A 24,427-nucleotide genomic window follows, 5' to 3' on the forward strand; every position below is an offset into this window, starting at 1 on the left:
TCCATGGGGCATCGGCCGTACCTGAGCTGCCCGGGATGACTTAGAAAACGGATCAGATGCAATGAATGCACCACTGAAAGCAATCGGCCCGATCAAGGCCGTGATTTTCGATATGGACGGCTTGTTGCTGGATACAGAGGGCATTTACACCGAAGTCACGTCCATCATCGCCGCGCGTTACGGCCGGACGTTCGACTGGAGCATCAAACAGAACATCATTGGCCGGGGCGCAGGCGATCTGGCGCGCTATGTGGTTGAAGCGCTGGACTTGCCGATTACGGCGCAAGAATTTCTGGTGATCCGCGAGCCGCTGATGCGCGAGCGTTTTCCTACAGCACAGGCAATGCCCGGCGCACAGGAACTGGTACGGCATCTGAAGGCCAACAACATTCCCATTGCCGTGGGCACCAGTTCGTCGAGTCAGTCGTTCGGTCAGAAAACCACCTTGCACCGCGACTGGTTCGCCCTGTTCGACTTCATCGTCACCGCCGATGACCCCGAGGTGGGCGCGGCCAAACCGGCACCGGATATTTTCCTGACGGCGGCGCGGCGCCTGGGTGTTGCACCCGAAGATTGCCTGGTGTTCGAGGATTCGCCTTTCGGTGTCACCGCGGCGAAAGCGGCGGGGATGACGGCGATTGCAATTCCGGATGCGGCAATGGCCGACGCCAGGTACGCACATGCCGATGGCATTCTTCGTACGCTGAAGGCGTTTGTGCCGAGTGCTTTTGGTTTGCCGGCGCTTGAGTGGACCTAGCAAAAAGACGGCTCGACTCTGGCCAATGTGGGAGCGAGCCTGCTCGCGAAGGCGGTGTTTCAGACAACATCAAGGTGTCTGATACTCCCTCTTCGCGAGCAGGCTCGCTCCCACAGTTATTGCAGTTGGCAGATACGAATCAGGCGCCGAAACCACCGTCGATGGTCAGGCTGGCTCCAGTGATGTAGCCCGCTTCAGGGCTGACGAGGTAGGCGACGAAACTGGCGATCTCTTCGGCCTTGCCGTAACGGCCCACGGCCATCAACGGGATCAGGCTTTCCGCAAAGTCACCGTGGGCCGGGTTCATGTCGGTGTCGACCGGGCCCGGTTGCACGTTATTGATAGTGATGCCTTGCGGGCCGAGATCACGGGCCAGGCCTTTGGTCAGGCCGACCAGCGCCGACTTGCTCATGGCGTACGGGCCGCCACCGGCGAAGGGCATGCGGTCGGCGTTGGTGCTGCCGATGTTGATGATGCGACCGCCTTCGGTCATGTGCCTGGCGGCGGCCTGGGTGGCGATGAACACGCTGCGCACGTTGATGGCCAGGGTCTGGTCGAAGTCTTCGAGTTTGAACTCGGCCAGCGGTGCGACCGCCAGTACGCCGGCATTATTGACCAGGATATCCAGGCGACCGAAGGCTTCTACCGTGGTGGACACGGCACCGCGGATGGCGTCGGCGTCGGCGCTATCGGCCTTGATGGCCAGGGCCTTGCCGCCCTTGGCGATGATGCTGTCTTGCAGTTCTTCGGCCTTGGCCGTGGAGCTGACGTAAGTGAAGGCAACGGTCGCGCCTTCAGCGGCCAAGCGCTTGACGATGGCGGCGCCGATACCGCGGGAACCACCTTGAATCAATGCCACTTTGCCGCTGAGGTTCTGAGTAGTCATGTCGATCTCCAAGTCCCGAGGCGAGATGTCCCGGTTGATGGAGCCTAGTATCGATTCAGGATTACCTGCTGTGTAGACCATAATTGCGATAGTCTGTGTAAACCAAAAGTTTATAGTGGCGCCTATGGAAACCTTCAGCAGTATCGAATGCTTTGTGCGCAGTGCCGAGGTCGGCAGCTTTGCCGAAGCGGCGCGTCGCTTGAGCCTGACACCGGCGGCGGTGGGCAAGAGCGTTGCCAAACTCGAGGCGCGCCTGGGCGTCAGATTGTTCCAGCGCAGCACTCGCAGCCTGACCCTGACGGAGGCCGGTCAACTTTTCCTTGGTGAAGTCAGTGCCAGTCTGCACACCATCCAGAATGCCGTGGCTAATCTCGCCAGCGCCGAGGGACGCCCGGCAGGCACCTTGAAGGTCAGCATGGGCACGGTGTTCGGACGCTTGTATATCGTGCCGCTGCTCGGGGAGTTCTTGGGGCGTTTTCCGGCGATCAATCCGGACTGGCATTTCGACAACCGTCAGGTCGACCTGATCGGCCAGGGTTTCGATGCCGCGATCGGTGGCGGATTCGAACTGCCTCAAGGGGTGGTGGCACGCAAGCTGACGCCAGCCCATCGCGTGTTGGTAGCCTCTGCGGGTTACCTGGCGGCGCACGAAGCGATCCTCGAGCCCGATGATCTCAAGCAGCACGACGGCATCCTCATTCGCTCGCCGCAGACCGGTCGCGTGCGCTCCTGGCAATTGACCAGTCGCACCCAGCAACACAGTTCGTTGGCCCTCAAGACGCGGATGACCCTGAGCGACTCGGAGGCCGCTTGCGCCACGGCCACCCAGGGCCTGGGCATTGCGCTGGTGAGCATGCCGTTTGCCGTGGGCTATCTGGAGGCGGGGACGTTGCAGAGGGTGTTGCCGGACTGGTATGTCGACGATGGCAATATTTCCATCTATTACGCCGAACACAAACTGCTGCCTGGCAAGACCCGGGCGTTTGTGGAATTCGTCATTGAGCAGTTTGCCGAGCGGGGGTTGGGGCAGAGGTTTAGTGCTGTTTGAGCAAGTCTTGAAACCGGGGTGCGGCCATCGCGAGCAGGCTCGCTCCCACACTGGATCTGCGACGCAAGCAAATTCCCTGTGGGAGCGAGCCTGCTCGCGATGAACGATAACGCGGTCTACCGGGCAAACCGCCCCGGCCAGCCAATGATGTTTTTCGGCCGCGGCGTCGCATAGGTCCGCACTTTCGATGTCGACAGCCCCAGTCGCACCAATGATTCGGCAATGGTCACTGCCGCCGTCACGCCGTCCACCACCGGTACCCCGGTACGCCGGCGAATCTGCTCGTCCAGCCCGGCCATGCCGCCGCAGCCCAGGCAAATCACTTCGGCCTTGTCCCGGGTCACCGCCAGTTCGGCCTGATGCACGATGGCCTCCAGTGCGCGCTGCGGTTCGTGTTCCAGTTCCAGCACGGCCAAACCACTGGCCCGTACCGAGGCGCAACGGTCCCAGAGGCCGGAGAGCTTGAGGCGATCTTCGATCAGCGGCACGGTGCGGTCGAGGGTGGTGACCACGCAATAGGCGTGACCGAGAAACATTGCCGTGCTGGCGGCGGCATCGGTGATGTCCACCACCGGCACATTGAGCAGTTCCTGCAAGCCTTCACGGCCGTGTTCGCCGTAGCCGGCCTGGATCACGGCGTCGAACGGCTGGTCGTAGGACATCACCCGGTCCATGACCGCGATGGCCGCCAGGTAACTTTCGAAATTGCCTTCGATGGAGTCTGCGCCGAAATGCGGGGTGAGACCGACGATTTCCGTGCCGGGCGACGCGACGGCCTGCGCCGAGCGGGCGATGGCCTGGGTGATGGATTCGGTGGTGTTGACGTTGACCACGAGAATGCGCATGGGGAGTCCTTATTGCAGTTGGTTCTGCGGCCCGACAACGGCGGGCCGCGACAGGATCAGTGGCTGACGTTGTCGACCGCGATGGCTTCGCCGCTGACATCGGTGTAGAGCGGTTGGCGCTTGGCGATGATCAGGTAGAGCATCCCGGCGATGCCGGCACCCATCAGCCAGGAGAACGGCGATACGCTGTGGAAACCCGGCACCAGGGCCAGGACGATGGCGATGAGGGCGGCGGGAATGAACGCCGCCACGGCGCGCAAATTGACCCCGCGGCTGTAGTAATACGCGCCGTTCGGGTCTTCGCTGTACAGCTGCGGCACGTTGACCTGGCCTTTTCGCACCAGCCAGTAGTCGACCATGATCACCCCGTACAACGGGCCGAGCAGGGCACCGAGGCCGGACAGGAAATACACGATCACCAGTGGGCTGTTGTAGAGGTTCCACGGCAGGATCAGCACGGCGATGGTCGCGCTGATCAGCCCGGCGCGGCGGAAGGTCAGGTACTTGGGCGCCAGGTTGCTGAGCACGAACGCCGGGGCGACGAAGTTGGCCATGATGTTCACTGCCACGGTGACGATCAGGAACGCCAGGCAGCCGAGCACCAGGAAGAAGGTATTGGGGATCGAGGCGATGATTTCGGTCGGGCTTTCGATGATCCGGCCATTGATCTGAAATTGCGCGCCGCACAGCAGGACGGTGATGCTGGCGAACACCAGGATATTCACCGGCAAGCCCCAGAAATTTCCGACCTTGATGGTCTTGCGGCACGGCGAAGAGCGGGCGAAGTCGCAGAAGTTGAGGATCAAGGTGCCGTAGATCGCCAGCCACAACGCGCCACCGGCAAAGATGTTGCGCCACATCTCACCGCCAGTCAGCGGTTCGCGGATCGACCAGGCGATGGTCGCATCGGCCTGGGTGTACATCCACGCGGCAAGGGCGGCAACGGTCAGCAGAATCACCGGGCCGGCAAATGCCTCGTAGCGCCGCACCATCTCCATGCCATAGGCAAGGATCGCCAGTTGCACGAACCAGATCGCGACGAAACACACCCAGCCCAGGGTCGACAGGCCGAGGATCGAGTCGTGGTCGTAGTCGGCGAAGCCGGGATGGACCGCCGTCAACAGCACGCGAAAGACCACGGACGCAAGGTACGTCTGAATGCCGAACCAGGCGATGGCGATAACGGCGCGGATCAACGCAGGAATTTGCGCACCGTGAATGCCGAAACTGATCCGGCTGATGACCGGAAACGGCACCCCGGTTTTCTGGCCCATGTAGCCAGACAGGTTCATGAAGAAGTAAACCAGCGCCGCGCCGATCCCCAGGGACAGGAGAATCTGCCAGCCACCCAGACCCAAAGCGTACAGACCGATGGCAAACGAGTAGTTGGCAATGTTGTGCACGTCGTTGGTCCACAGGGCAAAGATGCTGTAGCGGCCCCAGCGCCGACCTTCGGCCTTGGTCGGCGCCAGGTCCTTGTTGTGCAATCGGGGGCTGAGCACCACGGGGGCGTGATGCGCCTGATTGTCGGCGGTGTGGGTGGAATGGGAGGAGGGTAGATCCAGCGCGATGTTGTTATTGGAGAGACTAGTACGCATTCCGGCAGGCTCCTGATGCTCGACGCCGCGATGACTGTGCATGAGCGTTGGCTCGACAAATCTTCGTCGCGGGTGGCGAATATCATTGGTTACGGGGCATCTGCAGCCTGTACGGGATAGGGCGCTTCAGGCTTGCGGATCTAAAGTGTGTGTATGTTTTGATTTTATTGTATACAAAACATGTATGCACTTAAGCCAAATCCATGCCAGTCGCGATTCTATAAAAACCAGTACTCATTTCGTTTTGTTATCGATAACGGATAACTAACTGAAAAGCAGAAAATTTAAATTGACCGATTGAACAGGTATTTATTTTTTGAGAGGGAGATGAAGGCGAGGTGATGGGAAAGGAGATGTAACTTTTTGGGGCGCTGAAACTAAAAGTGCACACACAAATGGCACCGATGGTGACGTTCGTGTGTACACATTTTTTCAAGCTGCAGATAACACTGTAGGAGCGAGCCTGCTCGCGATGAACCCGAGAACGCAGCGGGGTATCATGCACCCCGCGTTATCGTTGACGACCATCGCGAGCAGGCTCGCTCCTACAGTGGGTTTACGCTTTGGATTTGCTAATGATATTCCCCGCATGCAGCCCGCATTCCTTCTGCGTCGCTTCTTCCCACCACCAGCGGCCTTCGCGTTCGTGCTGGTTCGGCAGTACCGGGCGGGTGCAGGGTTCGCAGCCGATGCTGATGAAACCGCGTTCGTGCAGGCTGTTGTACGGCAGCTCCAGCATGCGGATGTAGCCCCAGATCTCTTCGCTGGTCATTTGTGCCAGCGGGTTGAACTTGTACAGGGTGCGTTCCGGGGTGGAGAACGCGGTGTCGATTTCCATCACCGCGACGGCGCTGCGGGTGCCGGGGCTCTGGTCCCGGCGCTGGCCGGTGGCCCAGGCCTTCACGCCTGACAGCTTGCGGCGCAGCGGTTCGATCTTGCGGATGCCGCAGCATTCGCCATGACCGTCCTTGTAGAAACTGAACAGGCCTTTTTCCTTAACGAACGGTTCAAGTTTCGTGTGGTCCGGCGACACCAGTTCGATGTCGATCTTGTAGTGCTCGCGCACCTGATCGATGAAGCGGTAGGTCTCGGGGTGCAGGCGGCCGGTGTCGAGGCTGAACACCTTGACGTTCTTGTTCAGCTTCCAGGCCATGTCCACCAGCACTACGTCTTCGGCGCCGCTGAAAGATATCCACAGGTCATCGCCGAACTCGGCAAAAGCGAGTTTGAGAATGTCCTGGGCGGACTTGTTGGCATAGGTCGTGGCGAGTTCCACGACGTCGAACGTTGGGCTCATCAGGGCGGCTTCCTACAGGTCGGTGGCGCTGGGCGCTCTATATGGGGTCGATGGTAACAAAAAGCTGCGCGGGCCGGGGCATCCTCTGCGTTGCGCAGGCAGGCCCGAGTCGCTAGAGTTCGGCAGTCTTTTTGCTCGCTCGACTCAATAATCAATACAAATGGGAGTGTCTTGTGGAAATTGCCTGTCTGGATCTTGAAGGTGTGCTGGTTCCGGAAATCTGGATCGCCTTCGCCGAAAAAACCGGGATCGAATCCCTCAGGGCCACCACCCGGGACATTCCCGACTACGACGTGCTGATGAAGCAGCGCCTGCGGATCCTCGACGAGCACGGCCTGAAGCTCTCCGACATTCAGGAGGTGATCGCCACGCTCAAGCCGCTGGACGGCGCCATCGAGTTCGTCGACTGGCTGCGCGAGCGCTTCCAGGTGGTGATCCTGTCGGACACCTTCTATGAGTTTTCCCAGCCGCTGATGCGTCAGCTGGGCTTCCCGACCTTGCTCTGTCATCGCCTGATTACTGACGACACCGGGCGAGTCACTGACTATCAACTGCGTCAGAAAGATCCAAAACGTCAGTCGGTCCTGGCCTTCAAGAGCCTCTACTACCGGGTGATCGCGGCAGGGGATTCCTACAACGACACCACGATGTTGGGCGAAGCCGATGCCGGGATTCTGTTCCATGCGCCGGACAATGTGATTGCGCAGTTCCCGCAGTTCCCGGCGGTGCATACGTTTGAAGCGCTGAAGCAGGAGTTCATCAAGGCTTCGAACCGCACTTTGAGCCTGTAACCTCGACCTTGTAGGAGCGAGCCTGCTCGCGATGAGCCTGAGAGCGCCGCGGGGTGTCAGGTTTCCGGCGTTATTGTTGACGACCATCGCGAGCTGGCTCGCTCCTACAGGTTTTGCAGCGTATCGAGCAAGACCTTCACCTTGGTGATCGACTCCTGATATTCGGCCTGCCACTCCGAGTCCGCGACAATCCCGCCGCCGCCCCAGCAACACACCTGCCCGTCCTTGACCAGCAAACTGCGAATGGCGATGGAGCTGTCCATCTCGCCGCGTACGTCCAGGTACAGTAACGAACCGCAATACAGGCCGCGCCGGGTCGGCTCCAGCTCGTCGATGATCTGCATGGCGCGAATCTTTGGCGCGCCGGTAATCGAGCCGCCAGGGAAGCTGCCGGCGATCAGGTCCAGGGCATCGCGCTCATCCGCCAGTTCACCGGTGACGCTGCTCACCAGGTGGTGCACGTTCGGATAGCTTTCCAGGCTGAACAGTTCCGGCACCCGTACTGAACCGGTGCGGCAGGTGCGACCGAGGTCATTGCGCAGCAGGTCGACAATCATCAGGTTTTCCGCGCGGTCCTTGGGGCTGGCCAGCAATTCGGCGGCGTTCGCGGCGTCTTGCTCAGGCGTCAGGCCCCGCGGGCGGGTGCCCTTGATCGGGCGGGTTTCCACATGACCCTGGCTGACTTTGACGAAGCGTTCCGGCGACAGGCTGAGTACGGCGTCGCCGTCGGGCAAGCTCTGAAAACCGGAAAAAGGCGTTGGGCATGCTGCGCGCAGCGCACAGTAAGCGGCCCACGAATCACCCTGGCAAGGCGCGCGAAACCGTTGGGCGAAATTGACCTGGTAACAGTCGCCGGCCTGAATGTACTGCTGGATGCGTTCGATGGCCTGTTGATACTCGTCTGCGCTCAAGTCGGCGGTCATCGGGGTGAGCAGTTTGAAGGGCGCGACCTCTTGCGGGGCAGGCTGGCTGAACAGCTCGATCAGGCGCTGACGCTCGCTGTCGGGCAGGGTCGGGTGGAACACCAATTGACTGCTCAGCGACAGGTGGTCGCTGATCAATGCCCAGCCGTACAAGCCGAAACGCGCGTCGGGCAAATGGAGGTCGTCACGGGCCTGGCTCGGCAGGCGCTCCAGATGTCGGCCGAAGTCGTAACTCAGATAGCCGATCAACCCACCGGCAAACGGCAACTCATAAGGTGCCGGCAGAGTGGCTTCGCCCAGTCGTGTCAGGTTGTCGCGCAGGCGTTGCAGGAACGCGTCGCCACTTTCGTCGGGTGATACCGTCAATTGCTCCAATGGCCAGGCGCTGAGCAGGTCATAGCGACCGCGGTCGGCGCTGGGGCGGCCACTGTCGAGCAGGACGGCGCCGGGCGCATGGCGAATCGCCGCGAAATATTCGGCGGGGTTGGCGCGATAGGGCAGCGGGTGTACGGAGCAGATCAACATGGGCGGGGGAAGTCAGCCATCGAGGCGGGGTGGCGATTGTAGTCCTCTGCAGGATTTGGTCCTAGAGGGATGTCGGAAATTGGAAGATTGGGTGCTTGTAGGAGCGAGGCTGCTCGCGATGAACCTGAGAGCAACGCGTACATCCAGGAAGCACGCGTTATCGTTGACGTCCATCGCGAGCAAGCTCGCTCCTACTGGAGTTGCTCAGCCCTCGACCGCAGGAATATGCCCAAACAACTCCTGCACAAACGCCACGCGCTCTTCGACCGTTTCGGTCACGCCACGGGTCTTCAGGTCTTCCAGCCGTGCCTCGACCGCATGAGTACGCAACGTCAGGCCGCAGTCATTGGCAATCTGGATATTCAGCCCGGGCCGGGCGTTGAGTTCCAGAATCAGCGGGCCTTTTTCCTGGTCCAGGACCATGTCGACACCGATGTAGCCCAGGCCGCACAACTCATGACAGCCAGCGGCGAGCTTCATGAAACCGTCCCAGTAGGGCAGTTGCACGCCATCCACTGCGTTGGTGGTGTCCGGGTGTTTGTTGATGATGTTGTTCAGCCAGGTGCCGCGCAGGGTCAGGCCGGTGGCCAGGTCCACGCCGACACCGATGGCGCCCTGGTGCAGGTTGGCCTTGCCGTTGGACTGGCGCGTCGGCAGGCGCAACATGGCCATCACCGGGTAGCCCATCAACACAATGATGCGAATGTCCGGTACGCCTTCGTAACTGATGCTCTTGAAGATCTGGTCCGGAATCACGCGGTATTCGATCAGCGCCCGGTCGCGGTGACCGCCCAGGGAGTACAGGCCGGTCAGGATGCTGGAAACCTGGTGCTCGATTTCTTCATGGCTGATGATCCGGCCGGACACCGTGCGGTAACGCCCTTCAAAGCGGTCGGCAATGACCAGGATGCCATCACCGCCAGCGCCCTGCGCCGGTTTGATCACGAAGTCATTGCGTGCGCCGATGATCTCTTCGAGGTTATCGATTTCCTTCTCGGTGGAAATCACCCCATAGAGTTCCGGTACATGAATGCCGGCGGCGATGGCGCGCTCCTTGGTGATGATCTTGTCATCGACGATCGGGTACAGGCTGCGCTTGTTGTACTTGAGCACGTAGTCTGCGTTGCGCCGATTGATCCCCATGATGCCCCGGGCTTCCAGGGCCTTCCAGGTCTTCCAGAGGCCGAACATCAGGCGTCAACCTTTTTCAGGAAGGCCTTGAAGCGCACCAGTTCGGTCAGGCGATAACCGCGATAACGCCCCATGGCCAGCATGAAACCTACCAGGATCAGCAGGATCGCCGGGAAAGTGAACACGAAGTACACCAGTTCCGGCACGGTCATGATCAGGTGCGCCAGGGACGCGGCGAACAGCGTGCCGATGGCCACTTTCATGGCATGGCCACCGCCGCGCTCTTCCCAGGTGATCGACAGGCGTTCGATGGTCATGGTCAGGATCACCATCGGGAACAGCGCGACGGACAAGCCGCGTTCCAGGCCGAGTTTATGGCTGAACAGGCTGATCGCCGCAATCAACACCACCACGAACGTCAGCACCACCGACAGCCTCGGCAGCATTTGCAGTTTCAGGTGTTCAAGGTAGGAACGCAGCGACAGGCCCAGCGCCGTGATGATGGTAAACAGCATGATGCCGAAGCCGAGCTGGGTTTCGCGGAAGGCCAGGGCGATCAGCACCGGGGTGAAGGTGCCCAGGGTCTGGATGCCGATCAGGTTGCGCAGGATCAGGATCACCAGCACGCCGATCGGGATCATCACCATGATCATGAAAGTCTGCTGGGTCTGCAGCGGCAGGCCGTACAGCGAGTATTCGAGGAAGTTGGCGTCGGTGTTTTCGTCGGTCAGCTTGGCCAGGCGAATGGCGTTCATTTCGCTGTTGTTCAGGCTGAAGGTCACGTTGGCTTTCTTGCCGCCATCGACGGTGATCAGGTTTTCGTCGCCGGTCCACCACAGCAGGCGGTCGGTCGGCAGGCCTTGTTCACCGGTTTCCGGGTTGAAGTACAGCCAGTCGGTGCCATTGAAACTGCGCAGCCACAGTTCCGGCATTTGCGGCTGGTCGGCCACCAGGCGGATGGTGTGGACCTTCTCGATCGGTACGTGGGCGATGGACAGCAGCAACTCGACGATTTTCGCCTTGTGCGCAGCGGATGGGTCGCCGGCCAGCAGCAGTTTCACGTTGTCGTCGTTGAGGTTGTTGACCCGCTTGATGGCTTCGCCGACGAAGGTTTCGACGTCGGCCGAGTGTTGGCGAATCGGTGCAAGCAGGGCTTCGGCGGCGATTTTTTCCGGGCCTTCGATGGTCAGGCTGTCGCGAAAGGTCGGGCCTTTGATCTTGGCTTTCTCGCCGGAATAACGCTTGGTCAGCACCAGACGGTAATACAGCGTCTGGTTGCCTTTGGCCCGGCGCGCCGACCAGGTGACCTTGCGGTTGCCGTCGACCCGGTTCACGGCCACGCCGTAGTTATTGGAGATGAAGCTCTCGTTGAGGCTGACGAAGTCGCGGCTCAGCGGAGGCACGAACATCTGGATCTTGACCGGGTCTTTGGCACTGGCGACGAACTCGACCTTGGCGTCGATGTTCCACAGGTCGTCGGTGGCGTCTTCGGTCACCGGGATGCCCAGGACGAAGATCTGGTAGGCCGTAATTGAAATGCCCAGCACCACCAGGATGGCGATCAGCAGTTTCAGGTGAAGGGTAAGAGAGCGCATTTGAATTACTCGGCGGTATGAGCGTCGGTGGTGCAGGCGGGTTTGCCGGCAGCATATTTAAGGCTGGGGTCAACCAGTGCATCGAAGCGTTTGAGCGCTTCGGAGCCAATCAGTAGCGGGTATTGGAAAGCGCTGCGGTCGGTCAGGTTCACTTCGATGCTGCGCAGGGCCGAGCCCATGCAGATATCCAGTTCGATCACCGGGCGGGCGGTGTACTTTTTGCCTTCCTCCGGGTCGTAGTCGCCGGCCCGGCGCTTGATCTTGCTGACACGGGCCAGCGGGCGTTCGATCGGGTGCGAATGGGCGGCGTCGATGGCCAGGTAAAAGCGCACCCACGACTCGCCATTGCGTTTGAAGCGTTTGATATCCCGCGCACTCAGGGACGCGGTTTTCGCCCCGGTGTCGAGTTTGGCTGCCACTTCCAGGTTAATGCCATTGAGCGATGCGTACTCATTGAGGCCATACACGGTCTTTTCCCCGGCCATTGCGAAACCAGGCAGACAAAGCAAATAAAGGAAGGCAGGGAAGGGCTTGAGTCTCATAAATCCTGATGCGCAGCGGTCCGACTTGATAAGGCCCTGGCATCGCTGCGCAAGCTCCCTCGTATGCCTGGCAGCGTTTTATGACAGGCAGTGCAGATGTGACAAACAAATGCGGGCGGCATTCTAGCACGGTGGTCTGTTGGCGCCAGCGCTGGCCGGTGGCTATAAATAGAGGGGGTTGCTTCGTAATGGTGCAACCGGTTATCAGAAGATTGTCGACAATATCGATTTAACCTTTGACTGTGCCGCCTGTATTCGTTAGTTTTTGCGGCATTGGCTTGCAAGGTGTCGACAATATGCTGGATCAACTCGATCCCCCGGTTTCTACGCAAGACGATACGGAGACACTTTCCGAGAACGTCTTCCGACGCATTCAGGCGGCTATCGTCAAAGGCGATATCGCGCCGGGCAGCAAAATCTCCGAGCCGGAACTGGCGCGCACCTACGGCATCAGCCGTGGCCCGTTGCGCGAGGCCATCCACCGTCTGGAAGGTCAGCGCCTGCTGGTTCGCGTACCGCATGTCGGCGCCCGGGTGGTGTCGCTCAACCACGCCGAACTGATTGAGCTATACGAAATTCGCGAATCCCTGGAAGGCATGGCCTGTCGACTGGCCGCCGAGCGCATGAGCCTCGAAGAAATCGACGAGCTGCGTCGGGTCCTGGAAACCCACGAGCGCGATGAAGCGTTTCAGGCCGGGAGAGGCTACTACCAGCAGGAAGGCGATTTCGACTTTCATTACCGAATCATCCAGGGCAGCGGTAACCGCACGCTGACCCAAATGCTCTGCGGCGAGCTGTATCAACTGGTGCGCATGTACCGCATCCAGTTTTCCACCACGCCCAATCGCCCGCACCAGGCGTTTGCCGAGCACCACCGAATTCTCGATGCCATCGCCGACCGTGACGGTGAGCTGGCCGAGTTGTTGATGCGCCGTCACATCGGCGCCTCCAAACGCAACATCGCCCGTCATTACCAGGACGGCGCTAACCCGACAGCCAAACGAGGTGAGTCATGAGTTTGAACAAGAGCACTCCAGGCCAGCGTTTCCGCGATGCGGTCGCCAGCGAACATCCACTGCAAGTGGTCGGTGCGATCAACGCCAACCACGCGCTGCTGGCCAAGCGCGCCGGTTTCAAGGCGATCTACCTGTCGGGTGGCGGGGTGGCTGCAGGCTCCCTCGGCGTACCGGACCTGGGCATCACCGGCCTGGATGACGTGCTGACCGACGTGCGCCGTATCACCGATGTTTGCGACCTGCCGCTGCTGGTGGACGTGGACACCGGTTTCGGTTCCTCGGCGTTCAACGTCGCTCGCACCGTCAAGTCGATGATCAAGTTTGGCGCCGCAGCGATTCACATCGAAGACCAGGTCGGCGCCAAGCGCTGCGGTCACCGTCCCAACAAGGAAATCGTGACCCAGCAGGAAATGATCGACCGCATCAAGGCGGCCGTCGATGCCCGTACCGATGACAGCTTCGTGATCATGGCCCGTACCGACGCCCTGGCGGTGGAAGGCCTGGAGTCTGCCCTGGATCGCGCCGCTGCGTGCATCGAGGCCGGCGCCGACATGGTGTTCCCGGAAGCCATCACCGAGCTTGAAATGTACAAGCTGTTCGCCAGCCGTGTGAAAGCGCCGATCCTGGCCAACATCACCGAGTTCGGCGCGACGCCGCTGTACACCACCGAGCAGCTTGCTGCTGCCGACGTATCGCTGGTGCTGTACCCGCTGTCGGCGTTCCGTGCCATGAACAAGGCTGCGGAAAACGTCTACACCGCGATCCGTCGCGACGGCACTCAACAAAACGTCATCGACACCATGCAGACCCGCATGGAGCTTTACGATCGCATCGACTACCACACCTTCGAGCAGAAGCTCGATGCGTTGTTCGCCGCCAAGAAATAATCGAACTTTTTATATGTAGGAGCGAGCCTGCTCGCGATGGACGTCAACGATTACGTGGTGTCCCTGATGCACCGAGGTGTTACATCCACCTTCGCGAGCAGGCTCGCTCCTACAGGTTTCTCTGACAAAAAGAATAATGGAGACAAAAAATGGCCGAAGCAAAAGTACTCAGTGGCGCCGGGCTCCGTGGCCAGGTCGCCGGGCAAACCGCACTGTCCACCGTGGGCCAGTCGGGTGCCGGTCTGACCTACCGTGGTTATGACGTACGTGAACTGGCGGCTGACGCACAGTTCGAAGAAGTGGCCTACCTGCTGCTGTACGGCGAACTGCCGAGCAAGGCGCAACTGAACGCCTACATCGACAAACTGAGCAAGCTGCGCGACCTGCCGCAAGCACTGAAAGAAGTGCTGGAACGCATCCCCGCCGACGCCCACCCGATGGACGTGATGCGCACGGGCTGCTCGTTCCTGGGCAACCTGGAGCCGGAGAACAATTTCTCCGAGCAGCACGACAAGACCGACCGCCTGCTGGCCGCGTTCCCGGCGATCATGACCTACTGGTATCGTTTCAGCCATGAAGGCAAGCGCATCGATTGCGTGAGCGACGAGCAGTCCATCGGTGGACACTTCCTGCACCTGCTGCACGGCAAGAAGCCGAGCGAGCTGCATGTCAAGGTGATGAACGTTTCGCTGATCCTCTACGCAGAGCACGAGTTCAACGCATCGACCTTCACCGCACGTGTTTGCGCGTCGACCCTGTCTGACCTGTATTCGTGCATCACCGCGGCCATCGGCTCGCTGCGCGGCCCGCTGCACGGCGGCGCCAACGAAGCGGCGATGGAAATGATCGAGCGTTTCTCGTCGCCGGAAGACGCGATCAAGGGCACCCTCGGCATGCTCGAGCGCAAAGACAAGATCATGGGCTTCGGTCACGCGATCTATAAGGACAACGATCCGCGCAATGAGGTGATCAAGGGCTGGTCGAAAAAACTCGCTGACGAAGTGGGCGACAAGGTGTTGTTCCCGGTGTCCGAAGCCATCGACAAAACCATGTGGGAGCAGAAAAAACTGTTCCCTAACGCCGACTTCTACCATGCCTCGGCGTACCACTTCATGGGCATCCCGACCAAGTTGTTCACACCGATCTTCGTCTGCTCACGCCTGACCGGCTGGGCCGCCCACGTGTACGAACAACGTGCCAACAACCGCATCATCCGTCCAAGCGCTGAATACACCGGCGTTGAACAGCGCAAGTTCGTACCCATCGAACAACGCTGAATGGTGGAGGTTTGACGCAGGGATCTGAATTCAACGCAGATCCCTGTAGGAGCGAGCCTGCTCGCGATGGTGTGTCATTCACACGGGTGTCGTCTGACACACCATCGCGAGCAGGCTCGCTCCTACAGTGGATCGTGTTGATTTCGAACCCGGTGCCAGGCCCCGCCTTTTGTAACTACCGTGACCGAGTCCTGACGATGAACACACAATTTCGCAAATCGCTGCCTGGCAGCCACCTGGATTACTTCGATGTCCGCGCGGCAGTCGAGGCGATCCAGCCTGGCGCCTACGACACCCTGCCGTACACCTCCCGTGTGCTGGCGGAAAACCTTGTGCGTCGCTGCGACCCGGCCACGCTCACCGAATCCCTGAAGCAATTCATCGAGCGCAAGCGCGACCTCGACTTCCCGTGGTTCCCGGCTCGCGTGGTGTGCCACGACATTCTCGGCCAGACCGCGCTGGTCGACCTCGCCGGCCTGCGTGACGCCATCGCCCTGCAAGGCGGCGATCCTGCGCAAGTCAACCCGGTGGTGCCGACCCAACTGATCGTCGACCACTCCCTGGCCGTGGAGCGCGGTGGTTTCGATCCCGAGGCGTTCGAGAAGAACCGCGCCATTGAAGACCGTCGCAACGAAGACCGTTTCCACTTCATCAACTGGACCAAGAAGGCGTTCAAGAACGTCGACGTGATCCCGCCGGGCAACGGCATCATGCACCAGATCAACCTGGAGAAGATGTCTCCGGTGATCCAGGTGCGTGACGGCGTGGCCTTCCCTGATACCTGCGTCGGCACCGACAGCCACACCCCGCACGTCGATGCGTTGGGCGTGATCGCCATCGGTGTCGGTGGTCTCGAAGCCGAAAGCGTGATGCTTGGCCGCGCATCGTGGATGCGTCTGCCGGAAAGCGTTGGTGTCGAACTGACAGGCAAGCTGCAACCGGGCATCACCGCCACCGACATGGTGCTGGCGCTGACCGAGTTCCTGCGCCAGCAAAAAGTCGTTGGCGCGTGGCTGGAGTTCTTTGGCGAAGGCGCGTCAAAGCTGACCCTCGGCGACCGCGCGACCATCTCCAACATGGCCCCGGAATACGGCGCCACCGCGGCGATGTTCTACATCGATCAGCAGACCATCGACTACCTCAAACTCACCGGCCGTGAAGACGAGCAGGTGCAACTGGTCGAGAACTACGCCAAGCAGACCGGTCTGTGGGCCGACAGCCTCAAAGGCGCGCAGTACGAACGTGGCCTGACCTTCGATCTGTCTTCGGTCGTGCGCAACATGGCTGGCCCGAGCAACCCGCACGCTCGTGTCGCGGTTTCGGATCTGGCAGCCAAAGGCATCTCCGGCCAATGGGACGATGTGCCGGGTCAAATGCCGGACGGCGCGGTGATCATCGCCGCCATCACCAGCTGCACCAACACCAGCAACCCGCGCAACGTGATCGCCGCCGGCCTGCTGGCGCGCAACGCCAACAAGCTCGGCCTGACCCGCAAACCATGGGTCAAGTCGTCCCTGGCACCGGGTTCGAAAACCGTCGCGCTGTACCTCGATGAAGCCGGTTTGACCGAAGAGCTGGATCAGCTCGGTTTCGGCGTCGTGGCCTTCGCCTGTACCACCTGCAACGGCATGTCCGGCGCACTGGACCCGGTGATCCAGCAGGAGATCATCGACCGCGACCTGTACGCCACTGCCGTGTTGTCTGGTAACCGCAACTTCGACGGCCGGATTCACCCGTATGCCAAGCAGGCGTTCCTCGCGTCGCCGCCATTGGTCGTTGCTTACGCCATCGCCGGTACCATCCGTTTCGACATCGAAAAAGATGTGCTGGGCGTGGTGGATGGCAAGGAAATCCGCCTTAAAGACATCTGGCCGAGCGACGAAGAAATCGACGCCGTAGTGAAAGCCTCGGTGAAACCTGAGCAGTTCCGTCAGGTCTACATCCCGATGTTCGCCATCCACGAAGACACCGGCCCGAAAGTCGCGCCGCTGTACGACTGGCGCGAAATGAGCACCTACATCCGCCGTCCGCCGTACTGGGAAGGCGCGTTGGCCGGCGCTCGTCCGCTCAAGGGCATGCGTCCGCTGGCAGTGCTGCCGGATAACATCACCACCGATCACCTGTCGCCGTCCAACGCCATCATGCTCGACAGCGCCGCCGGCGAATACCTGGCGAAAATGGGCCTGCCGGAAGAGGACTTCAACTCTTACGCGACTCACCGTGGTGACCACCTGACCGCGCAGCGCGCGACCTTCGCCAACCCGAAACTGTTCAACGAAATGGTTCAGGAAAACGGCAAGGTCAAGCAGGGTTCGCTGGCCCGTGTCGAGCCGGAAGGCAAAGTGATGCGCATGTGGGAAGCCATCGAGACCTACATGGAGCGCAAGCAGCCGCTGATCATCATCGCAGGTCAAGACTACGGTCAGGGTTCGTCCCGCGACTGGGCGGCGAAGGGCGTGCGTCTGGCCGGTGTGGAAGCGATTGCAGCCGAAGGTTTCGAGCGCATTCACCGCACCAACCTGGTGGGCATGGGCGTGTTGCCGCTGGAATTCAAGCCGGGCACCAACCGCCACACCCTGGCCATCGACGGCAGCGAAACCTACGACGTGATTGGCGACCGCACCCCGCGTGCCGAGCTGACGCTGGTGATCCATCGCAAGAACGGCGAACGCGTCGATGTGCCGGTGACCTGCCGCCTGGACACCGCTGAAGAAGTGTCGATCTACGAGGCTGGCGGCGTGTTGCAACGCTTCGCCCAGGACTTCCTCGAAGAATCGGCGGTTGCCGTTTAATACAGCTGTGCAGACACGGGACTTTGAGTCCCGTGTCTGTTTTCAAGGTTAGGAGTAAGAGCACCATGGCTCACGCAGCTCAGATCAAGATTCCAGCAACTTACATGCGCGGCGGCACCAGCAAAGGCGTGTTTTTCAGCCTGAAGGATTTGCCTGAAGCGGCACAGGTCCCGGGCCCGGCCCGCGACGCTTTGTTGCTGCGTGTGATCGGCAGCCCCGACCCGTACGACAAGCAAATCGACGGTATGGGCGGCGCGACTTCCAGCACCAGCAAAACCGTGATCCTGTCGAAAAGCATCAAGGCTGATCACGATGTCGATTACCTGTTCGGTCAGGTGTCCATCGACAAGCCTTTCGTGGACTGGAGCGGCAACTGCGGCAACCTGTCGGCGGCGGTCGGTTCGTTTGCCGTCAGCAATGGCCTGGTCGACGCCAGCCGCATCCCGCACAACGGCGTGGCGGTGGTTCGCGTGTGGCAGGCCAACATTGGCAAGACCATCATCGCCCACGTGCCGATCACCAATGGTGAAGTGCAGGAGACCGGCGATTTCGAACTCGACGGCGTGACCTTCCCGGCGGCCGAAGTGCAGATCGAGTTCCTCGATCCGGCGGCGGACGAAGAGGGCGGCGGCGGTTCGATGTTCCCTACCGGCAACCTCGTGGATGACCTGGAAGTGCCCGGCGTCGGTACCTTCAAGGCGACCATGATCAACGCCGGCATCCCGACGATTTTCGTCAATGCCGAAGACCTCGGCTACAAGGGCACCGAGTTGCAGGGCGCGATCAATGGCGACCCGAAAGCCTTGCTGATGTTCGAAACCATCCGCGCTTACGGTGCATTGCGCATGGGCCTGATTGCCAATATCGACGAAGCGGCCAAACGCCAACACACACCAAAAGTGGCCTTCGTGGCCAAGCCGGCGGACTACGTTTCGTCCAGCGGCAAAGCCATTGCGGCAGGCGATGTCGACCTGTTGGTGCGTGCGTTGTCCATGGGCAAGCTGCACCACGCAATGATGGGCACGGCAGCCGTCGCAATCGGCACGGCGGCAGCGATCTCCGGCACTCTGGTCAACCTCGCAGCGGGCGGCATCGAACGCAACGCGGTGCGCTTCGGACATCCGTCCGGCACTTTGCGTGTAGGCGCCGAGGCCAGTCTGGTGAACGGCGAGTGGACTGTGAACAAGGCAATCATGAGCCGCAGTGCGCGGGTGTTGATGGAAGGCTTTGTGCGTGTGCCGGGTGATTCTTTCTAAGATCACCGAAAACCCTGTGGGAGCGAGCTTGCTCGCGATAGCTGAGTGTCAGACGACATCAATGCTGGATGTGCCGACGCCATCGCGAGCAAGCTCACTCCCACAGTGGAATGGATTTCAATAGTAAGAATTGTCATTGACTGAGAATGCCCTGAACCGAGGTCCCATCAACGACCCACTTCATAGAGTGAATCGAACATGAGTGCCAACGTCGACCTGAATAACCGCCCCGACTACGACAAGGTCCTGCAGGACATTGCCGATTACGTTCTCAACTACAAGATCGAGTCCGCAGAGGCGCTGGATACCGCGCGCAACTGCCTGATCGATACCTTGGGTTGCGGCCTGCTGGCCCTGCGTTTTCCGGAGTGCACCAAGCATTTGGGGCCCGTGGTGGAAGGCACCGTCGTGCCGTTCGGCGCCCGGGTGCCGGGGACCAGTTACCGACTCGATCCGGTGAAGGCGGCGTGGGACATCGGCTGCATCGTGCGCTGGCTCGACTACAACGACACCTGGCTCGCGGCGGAGTGGGGGCATCCGTCGGACAACCTCGGCGGTATTCTCGCCGTAGCCGACCATTTATCACAAAAGCACCTGGCCAATGGCGTGGCACCGCTGACCATGCGTACAGTGCTTGAAGCGATGATCATGGCCCACGAGATTCAAGGCGTGATCGCCCTGGAAAACTCGTTCAACCGTGTCGGCCTCGATCACGTCATTCTGGTGAAAGTCGCCTCTACCGCGGTCACAGCCAAGCTGATGGGTGCCAATCGCGAGCAGTTGTTGTCGGCGTTGTCTCATGCCTTTGCTGACGGTCAGGCATTGCGCACGTATCGGCATGCACCGAATGCCGGTTCGCGTAAATCCTGGGCGGCGGGTGATGCGTCCAGTCGTGGCGTGCGTTTGGCTGACATGGCGATGCGCGGCGAGATGGGCATTCCCGGTGTATTGAGTGCCAGGCAGTGGGGGTTTTACGACGTATTGTTCAGCCACACCAACAATGATCTGGCGCTCAAGCCTGAAGACAAGCGTGCGTTCAGTTTTTCGCGGACGTATGGCAGTTATGTGATGGAGAACGTGTTGTTCAAGATCAGTTTTCCGGCCGAGTTCCACGCGCAAACGGCCTGTGAGGCGGCGGTGACTCTGCACCCGCAGGTGCGCAATCGACTGCATGAAATCGACAGGATCGTGATTACTACGCACGAGTCGGCGATTCGCATCATTTCCAAGGTCGGCCCACTGGCCAATGCTGCTGATCGCGATCACTGCATCCAGTACATGACGGCTGTACCGCTGGCTTTCGGCAATCTGGTTGCCGAGTACTACGAAGATGATTTTCACAAGGCACATCCGATCATCGATGTGCTGCGCGACAAGATGGTGATTGTTGAGGAGCCGCGTTTCACCCGCGAGTATCTGGAGCCCGACAAACGCTCGATTGCCAACGCGGTGCAGGTGTTTTTCAAGGACGGTTCGAGTACCGAAAATGTAGTGGTGGAGTACCCGATCGGGCATCGTCGGCGTCGGGCTGAAGGGATTCCGTTGCTGGAGGACAAGTTCAGGGCGAACTTGCTGACACGATTCACCGGGCAGCGCAGTGAGGAGATTTTCGCGCTGTGCAAGGATCAGCAGAAACTCGAGGCGACAGCGGTAAACCGGTTTGTGGATTTGTTTGTTATCTAGGAGACCGCGTTATCGTTCAATCGCTGGCAGGCTAGCTCCCACAGGGATCTGCGGTGAACACAAATCAACTGTGGGAGCTAGCCTGCTAGCGATGAGGCCAGAACAGGCAATAGAGATTTATTTGAACCGCCGCTCGACGCCTTTCTCCACAAGGATTTTCGCGGAGATTTCCTCCACGGAAAAATGCGTGGAGTTGATGTTCGGGATGTTCTCGCGGCGGAACAGGTTTTCCACCTCGCGCACTTCGAACTCGCACTGGGCGTAGCTCGAATAGCGGCTGTTGGGCTTGCGCTCGTTGCGGATCGCGGTGAGGCGGTCGGGGTCGATGGTCAGACCGAACAGCTTGTGCTGGTGGGCGCGCAGGGCGGACGGCAGTTGCAGGCGTTCCATGTCGTCTTCGGTCAGCGGATAGTTGGCTGCACGGATACCGAATTGCATCGCCATGTACAGGCACGTCGGCGTCTTACCACATCGCGACACGCCCACTAGTATCAGGTCGGCCTTGTCGTAATAGTGCGTGCGGGCGCCGTCGTCGTTGTCGAGGGCGAAGTTAACGGCCTCGATACGCTCCATGTAATTGGTGTTGGCGCCGATGGAGTGGGATTTGCCCACGGTGTAGGAAGAATGCTCGGTCAGTTCCTGTTCAAGCGGTGCCAGGAACGTCGAGAAAATGTCGATCATGAAACCATTCGAGGTTGCGAGAATCTCACGAATGTCCTGATTGACGATGGTGTCGAAGATAATCGGACGGAAGCCGTCGGTTTCGGCGGCTTTGTTGATTTGTTGTACCATGGCCCGAGCTTTGTCCACGTTGTCGATGTACGGCCGCGTGACTTTGCTGAAGGTAATGTTTTCGAACTGCGCCAGAAGGCTTTGACCCAGGGTTTCGGCAGTAATACCGGTACCATCGGAGATAAAGAAAGCAGATCGTTTCATTTGCACCTTGGGCCTTAAGCTAGTGACGAATCTTGGATATGATAGGCGCGATTTGCCGGCCGCCATTGGCCCGCATTCTCACTTATTTTCCAGGTCCAGGCCATATAGCCGGCAAATGCACATTCAAGCAGCCGGTTTCTGAGCTTTTCCAACACAGTTAGTGGAGAGATCACCTTGGTAGAGTACGTAGTTTCCCTCGATAAGCTCGGCGTCCATGATGTAGAGCATGTGGGGGGCAAGAACGCATCCCTGGGCGAGATGATCAGCAACCTTGCAGGTGCCGGTGTATCGGTGCCCGGCGGCTTCGCCACGACCGCTCAGGCTTATCGTGACTTCCTGGAACTGAGCGGCCTGAATCAGCAGATTCACGATGCGCTCGATGCCCTGGACGTCGATGACGTGAATGCCCTGGCCAAGACCGGTGCCCAGATCCGCCAATGGATCATGGAAGCCGAGTTCCCTGAAAAACTGAATGCCGAAATCCGTACCGCGTTCGCCACGCTGTCCGCCGGCAACCCTGACATGGCCGTGGCCGTGCGTTCTTCGGCCACCGCCGAAGACTTGCCGGACGCATCCTTTGCCGGCCAGCAGGAAACCTTCCTGAACATCCGTGGTGTCGAAAACGTCATTCGCGCCGCCAAAGAGGTGTTCGCCTCGCTGTTCAACGACCGTGCCATTTCCTATCGCGTGCACCAGGGCTTCGACCACAAGCTGGTCGCCCTGTCCGCTGGTGTGCAGCGCATGGTCCGCTCCGAAACCGGCACCGCCGGCGTGATGTTCACCCTCGATACCGAATCGGGCTTCCGTGACGTGGTGTTCATCACCGGCGCCTACGGCCTGGGCGAAACCGTCGTACAAGGCGCAGTGAACCCGGATGAGTTCTACGTCCACAAAGGCACGCTGGCAGCCGGTCGTCCGGCCATCCTGCGCCGCAACCTGGGCAGCAAGGCCATCAAGATGATCTACGGCGACGAGGCCAAGGCCGGTCGTTCGGTCAAGACCGTCGACGTGGACAAGGCTGAACGCGCACGTTTCTGCCTGACCGACGCTGAAGTCAGCGAGCTGGCCAAGCAGGCGATGATCATCGAGAAGCATTACAAGTGCCCGATGGACATCGAGTGGGCCAAGGACGGTGACGACGGCAAACTGTACATCGTGCAGGCCCGTCCGGAAACCGTGAAGAGCCGCACCCAGGCCAACGTCATGGAACGTTACCTGTTGAAAGAGACCGGTACCGTGCTGGTGGAAGGTCGTGCCATCGGTCAGCGCATCGGCGCCGGCAAGGTCCGCATCATCAAGGACGTGTCCGAGATGGACAAGGTCCAGCCAGGCGACGTACTGGTTTCCGACATGACCGACCCGGACTGGGAACCGGTCATGAAGCGCGCCAGCGCCATCGTCACCAACCGTGGCGGACGTACTTGCCACGCGGCGATCATCGCTCGCGAGCTGGGTATTCCAGCGGTAGTAGGTTGCGGCAACGCCACCCAGCTGTTGAAAGACGGCCAGGGCGTGACCGTTTCCTGCGCTGAAGGCGACACCGGTTTCATCTTCGAAGGCGAACTGGGCTTCGATATCAAGAAGAACTCCGTGGACGCCATGCCGGAGCTGCCGTTCAAGATCATGATGAACGTCGGCAACCCGGACCGTGCCTTCGACTTCGCGCAGCTGCCGAACGCCGGTGTGGGCCTGGCCCGCCTCGAGTTCATCATCAACCGCATGATCGGCGTGCACCCCAAGGCACTGCTGAACTACGACGGTCTGCCGCTGGACATCAAGGAAAGCGTCGACAAGCGCATCGCCGGTTACGACGACCCGGTCGGCTTCTATGTCGAGAAACTGGTTGAAGGCATCAGCACCCTGGCGGCTGCGTTCTGGCCGAAAAAGGTCATCGTGCGCCTGTCGGACTTCAAGTCCAACGAATACGCCAACCTGATCGGCGGCAAGCTGTACGAACCGGAAGAAGAAAACCCGATGCTGGGCTTCCGCGGTGCCTCGCGTTACATCAGCGAATCGTTCCGTGACTGCTTCGAACTCGAATGCCGCGCTCTCAAGCGCGTGCGCAACGAGATGGGCCTGACCAACGTCGAAATCATGGTGCCGTTCGTCCGTACCCTGGGCGAAGCGAGCCAGGTGGTGGATCTGCTGGCGGAAAACGGTCTGGCTCGTGGCCAGAACGACCTGCGCGTGATCATGATGTGCGAACTGCCATCCAACGCCATCCTGGCTGAAGAGTTCCTCGAGTTCTTCGACGGTTTCTCCATCGGCTCCAACGACCTGACCCAACTGACCCTGGGCCTGGACCGTGACTCCGGCATCATCGCCCACCTGTTCGACGAGCGTAATCCGGCGGTGAAGAAGCTGCTGGCCAATGCCATTGCCGCGTGCAACAAGGCCGGCAAATACATCGGCATCTGCGGTCAGGGTCCTTCGGACCACCCGGACCTGGCCAAGTGGCTGATGGAGCAGGGCATTGAAAGCGTTTCGTTGAACCCGGACTCCGTACTGGAAACCTGGTTCTTCCTGGCGGAAGGTCAAGCTTCGGCCTGATCCGCTCTCTGTGGGAGCGAGCCTGCTCGCGATGGTCGTAAACGATAACGCGTGTTTTCCGGATAAACGCGTTGTTCTGGAGTCCATCGCGA

General features: G+C 60.1%; 19 protein-coding genes. 10 read left to right on the plus strand and 9 right to left on the minus strand.

The annotated features are described in order from the left end of the window. Positions 1–61: 61 nt before the first annotated feature. Positions 62–757: an HAD-IA family hydrolase gene (locus tag AC3ITA_RS08930; protein ID WP_095945184.1), complete on the plus strand. Its 696-nt coding sequence runs from the start codon at positions 62–64 to the stop codon at positions 755–757. A gap of 139 nt (positions 758–896) precedes the next feature. Here the strand turns inward: AC3ITA_RS08930 and AC3ITA_RS08935 are convergent, their stop codons facing one another. Beyond that, positions 897–1,643 (minus strand): 3-oxoacyl-ACP reductase family protein, encoded by a 747-nt coding sequence (locus tag AC3ITA_RS08935; RefSeq protein ID WP_095945183.1) that lies wholly within the window; start codon positions 1,641–1,643, stop codon positions 897–899. A gap of 124 nt (positions 1,644–1,767) precedes the next feature. Between AC3ITA_RS08935 and AC3ITA_RS08940 the strand changes: the two genes are divergently transcribed. Further along, positions 1,768–2,691, plus strand: coding sequence for a LysR family transcriptional regulator (locus tag AC3ITA_RS08940; protein WP_150671848.1), 924 nt, complete (start codon positions 1,768–1,770; stop codon positions 2,689–2,691). A gap of 116 nt (positions 2,692–2,807) precedes the next feature. Here AC3ITA_RS08940 and AC3ITA_RS08945 read toward each other — a convergent pair whose 3' ends face one another. The 3 genes from AC3ITA_RS08945 to AC3ITA_RS08955 all read right to left on the minus strand — a co-directional run bounded on the left by AC3ITA_RS08945 (position 2,808) and on the right by AC3ITA_RS08955 (position 6,431). After that, positions 2,808–3,536: an aspartate/glutamate racemase family protein gene (locus tag AC3ITA_RS08945; protein ID WP_489280034.1), complete on the minus strand. Its 729-nt coding sequence runs from the start codon at positions 3,534–3,536 to the stop codon at positions 2,808–2,810. A gap of 56 nt (positions 3,537–3,592) precedes the next feature. After that, positions 3,593–5,134 (minus strand): NCS1 family nucleobase:cation symporter-1, encoded by a 1,542-nt coding sequence (locus AC3ITA_RS08950; RefSeq protein WP_150671846.1) that lies wholly within the window; start codon positions 5,132–5,134, stop codon positions 3,593–3,595. Positions 5,135–5,690: 556 nt separating this feature from the next. Continuing rightward, positions 5,691–6,431: a phosphoadenylyl-sulfate reductase gene (locus AC3ITA_RS08955; RefSeq protein WP_095945179.1), complete on the minus strand. Its 741-nt coding sequence runs from the start codon at positions 6,429–6,431 to the stop codon at positions 5,691–5,693. A 173-nt stretch (positions 6,432–6,604) separates the two neighbouring features. Between AC3ITA_RS08955 and thrH the strand changes: the two genes are divergently transcribed. Continuing rightward, positions 6,605–7,222, plus strand: a complete 618-nt coding sequence (thrH, locus tag AC3ITA_RS08960) for a bifunctional phosphoserine phosphatase/homoserine phosphotransferase ThrH (protein WP_057715714.1) — start codon at positions 6,605–6,607, stop codon at positions 7,220–7,222. Positions 7,223–7,326: 104 nt separating this feature from the next. Here thrH and pabB read toward each other — a convergent pair whose 3' ends face one another. From pabB to rloA, 4 genes are all read right to left on the minus strand, one after another. Beyond that, the gene (gene pabB / locus AC3ITA_RS08965) at positions 7,327–8,670 is read right to left on the minus strand and encodes an aminodeoxychorismate synthase component I (protein ID WP_095945178.1); all 1,344 of its coding nucleotides are present in this window, start codon (positions 8,668–8,670) and stop codon (positions 7,327–7,329) included. Positions 8,671–8,874: 204 nt separating this feature from the next. Continuing rightward, positions 8,875–9,861, minus strand: coding sequence for an alpha-L-glutamate ligase-like protein (locus AC3ITA_RS08970; RefSeq protein WP_095945177.1), 987 nt, complete (start codon positions 9,859–9,861; stop codon positions 8,875–8,877). Then, complete coding sequence (gene rloB, locus AC3ITA_RS08975; protein ID WP_489280036.1) at positions 9,861–11,396, minus strand: osmotic stress tolerance membrane protein RloB; 1,536 nt, start codon at positions 11,394–11,396, stop codon at positions 9,861–9,863. The genes AC3ITA_RS08970 and rloB overlap by 1 nt, the downstream gene beginning before the upstream one ends. Before the next feature lie 5 nt (positions 11,397–11,401). Continuing rightward, positions 11,402–11,938: a retropepsin-like aspartic peptidase RloA gene (rloA, locus tag AC3ITA_RS08980; RefSeq protein WP_489280038.1), complete on the minus strand. Its 537-nt coding sequence runs from the start codon at positions 11,936–11,938 to the stop codon at positions 11,402–11,404. A gap of 296 nt (positions 11,939–12,234) precedes the next feature. Here rloA and AC3ITA_RS08985 point away from each other — a divergent pair, with 296 nt between their 5' ends. The 6 genes from AC3ITA_RS08985 (at position 12,235) to prpD (ending at position 20,849) form a co-directional block, all read left to right on the plus strand. Then, entirely contained in the window at positions 12,235–12,954 is a 720-nt protein-coding gene (locus AC3ITA_RS08985; RefSeq protein ID WP_008048579.1) for a GntR family transcriptional regulator, read from the plus strand. Next, complete coding sequence (gene prpB, locus AC3ITA_RS08990) at positions 12,951–13,841, plus strand: methylisocitrate lyase (protein WP_095945174.1); 891 nt, start codon at positions 12,951–12,953, stop codon at positions 13,839–13,841. Before AC3ITA_RS08985 ends, prpB begins: the two co-directional genes overlap by 4 nt. A 149-nt stretch (positions 13,842–13,990) precedes the next feature. Continuing rightward, a complete protein-coding gene (gene prpC / locus AC3ITA_RS08995) occupies positions 13,991–15,118 on the plus strand; it encodes a bifunctional 2-methylcitrate synthase/citrate synthase (protein ID WP_150671843.1) in 1,128 nt (375 codons plus the stop codon). Positions 15,119–15,315: 197 nt separating this feature from the next. After that, on the plus strand, positions 15,316–17,910 hold the full coding sequence (gene acnD / locus AC3ITA_RS09000; RefSeq protein WP_489280040.1) for a Fe/S-dependent 2-methylisocitrate dehydratase AcnD: 2,595 nt from the start codon (positions 15,316–15,318) through the stop codon (positions 17,908–17,910). A 65-nt stretch (positions 17,911–17,975) separates the two neighbouring features. After that, entirely contained in the window at positions 17,976–19,166 is a 1,191-nt protein-coding gene (gene prpF, locus AC3ITA_RS09005) for a 2-methylaconitate cis-trans isomerase PrpF (RefSeq protein ID WP_489280041.1), read from the plus strand. Between the two features lie 198 nt (positions 19,167–19,364). Continuing rightward, complete coding sequence (gene prpD / locus AC3ITA_RS09010; protein ID WP_095945170.1) at positions 19,365–20,849, plus strand: 2-methylcitrate dehydratase; 1,485 nt, start codon at positions 19,365–19,367, stop codon at positions 20,847–20,849. Positions 20,850–20,966: 117 nt separating this feature from the next. Here prpD and ppsR read toward each other — a convergent pair whose 3' ends face one another. Next, the gene (gene ppsR, locus AC3ITA_RS09015; protein WP_008048584.1) at positions 20,967–21,785 is read right to left on the minus strand and encodes a posphoenolpyruvate synthetase regulatory kinase/phosphorylase PpsR; all 819 of its coding nucleotides are present in this window, start codon (positions 21,783–21,785) and stop codon (positions 20,967–20,969) included. A 174-nt stretch (positions 21,786–21,959) separates the two neighbouring features. Between ppsR and ppsA the strand changes: the two genes are divergently transcribed. Further along, complete coding sequence (gene ppsA / locus AC3ITA_RS09020) at positions 21,960–24,335, plus strand: phosphoenolpyruvate synthase (protein ID WP_095945169.1); 2,376 nt, start codon at positions 21,960–21,962, stop codon at positions 24,333–24,335. Positions 24,336–24,427: the final 92 nt, after the last annotated feature.

It is taken from the genome of Pseudomonas sp. GL_090 (genome assembly GCF_057837765.1).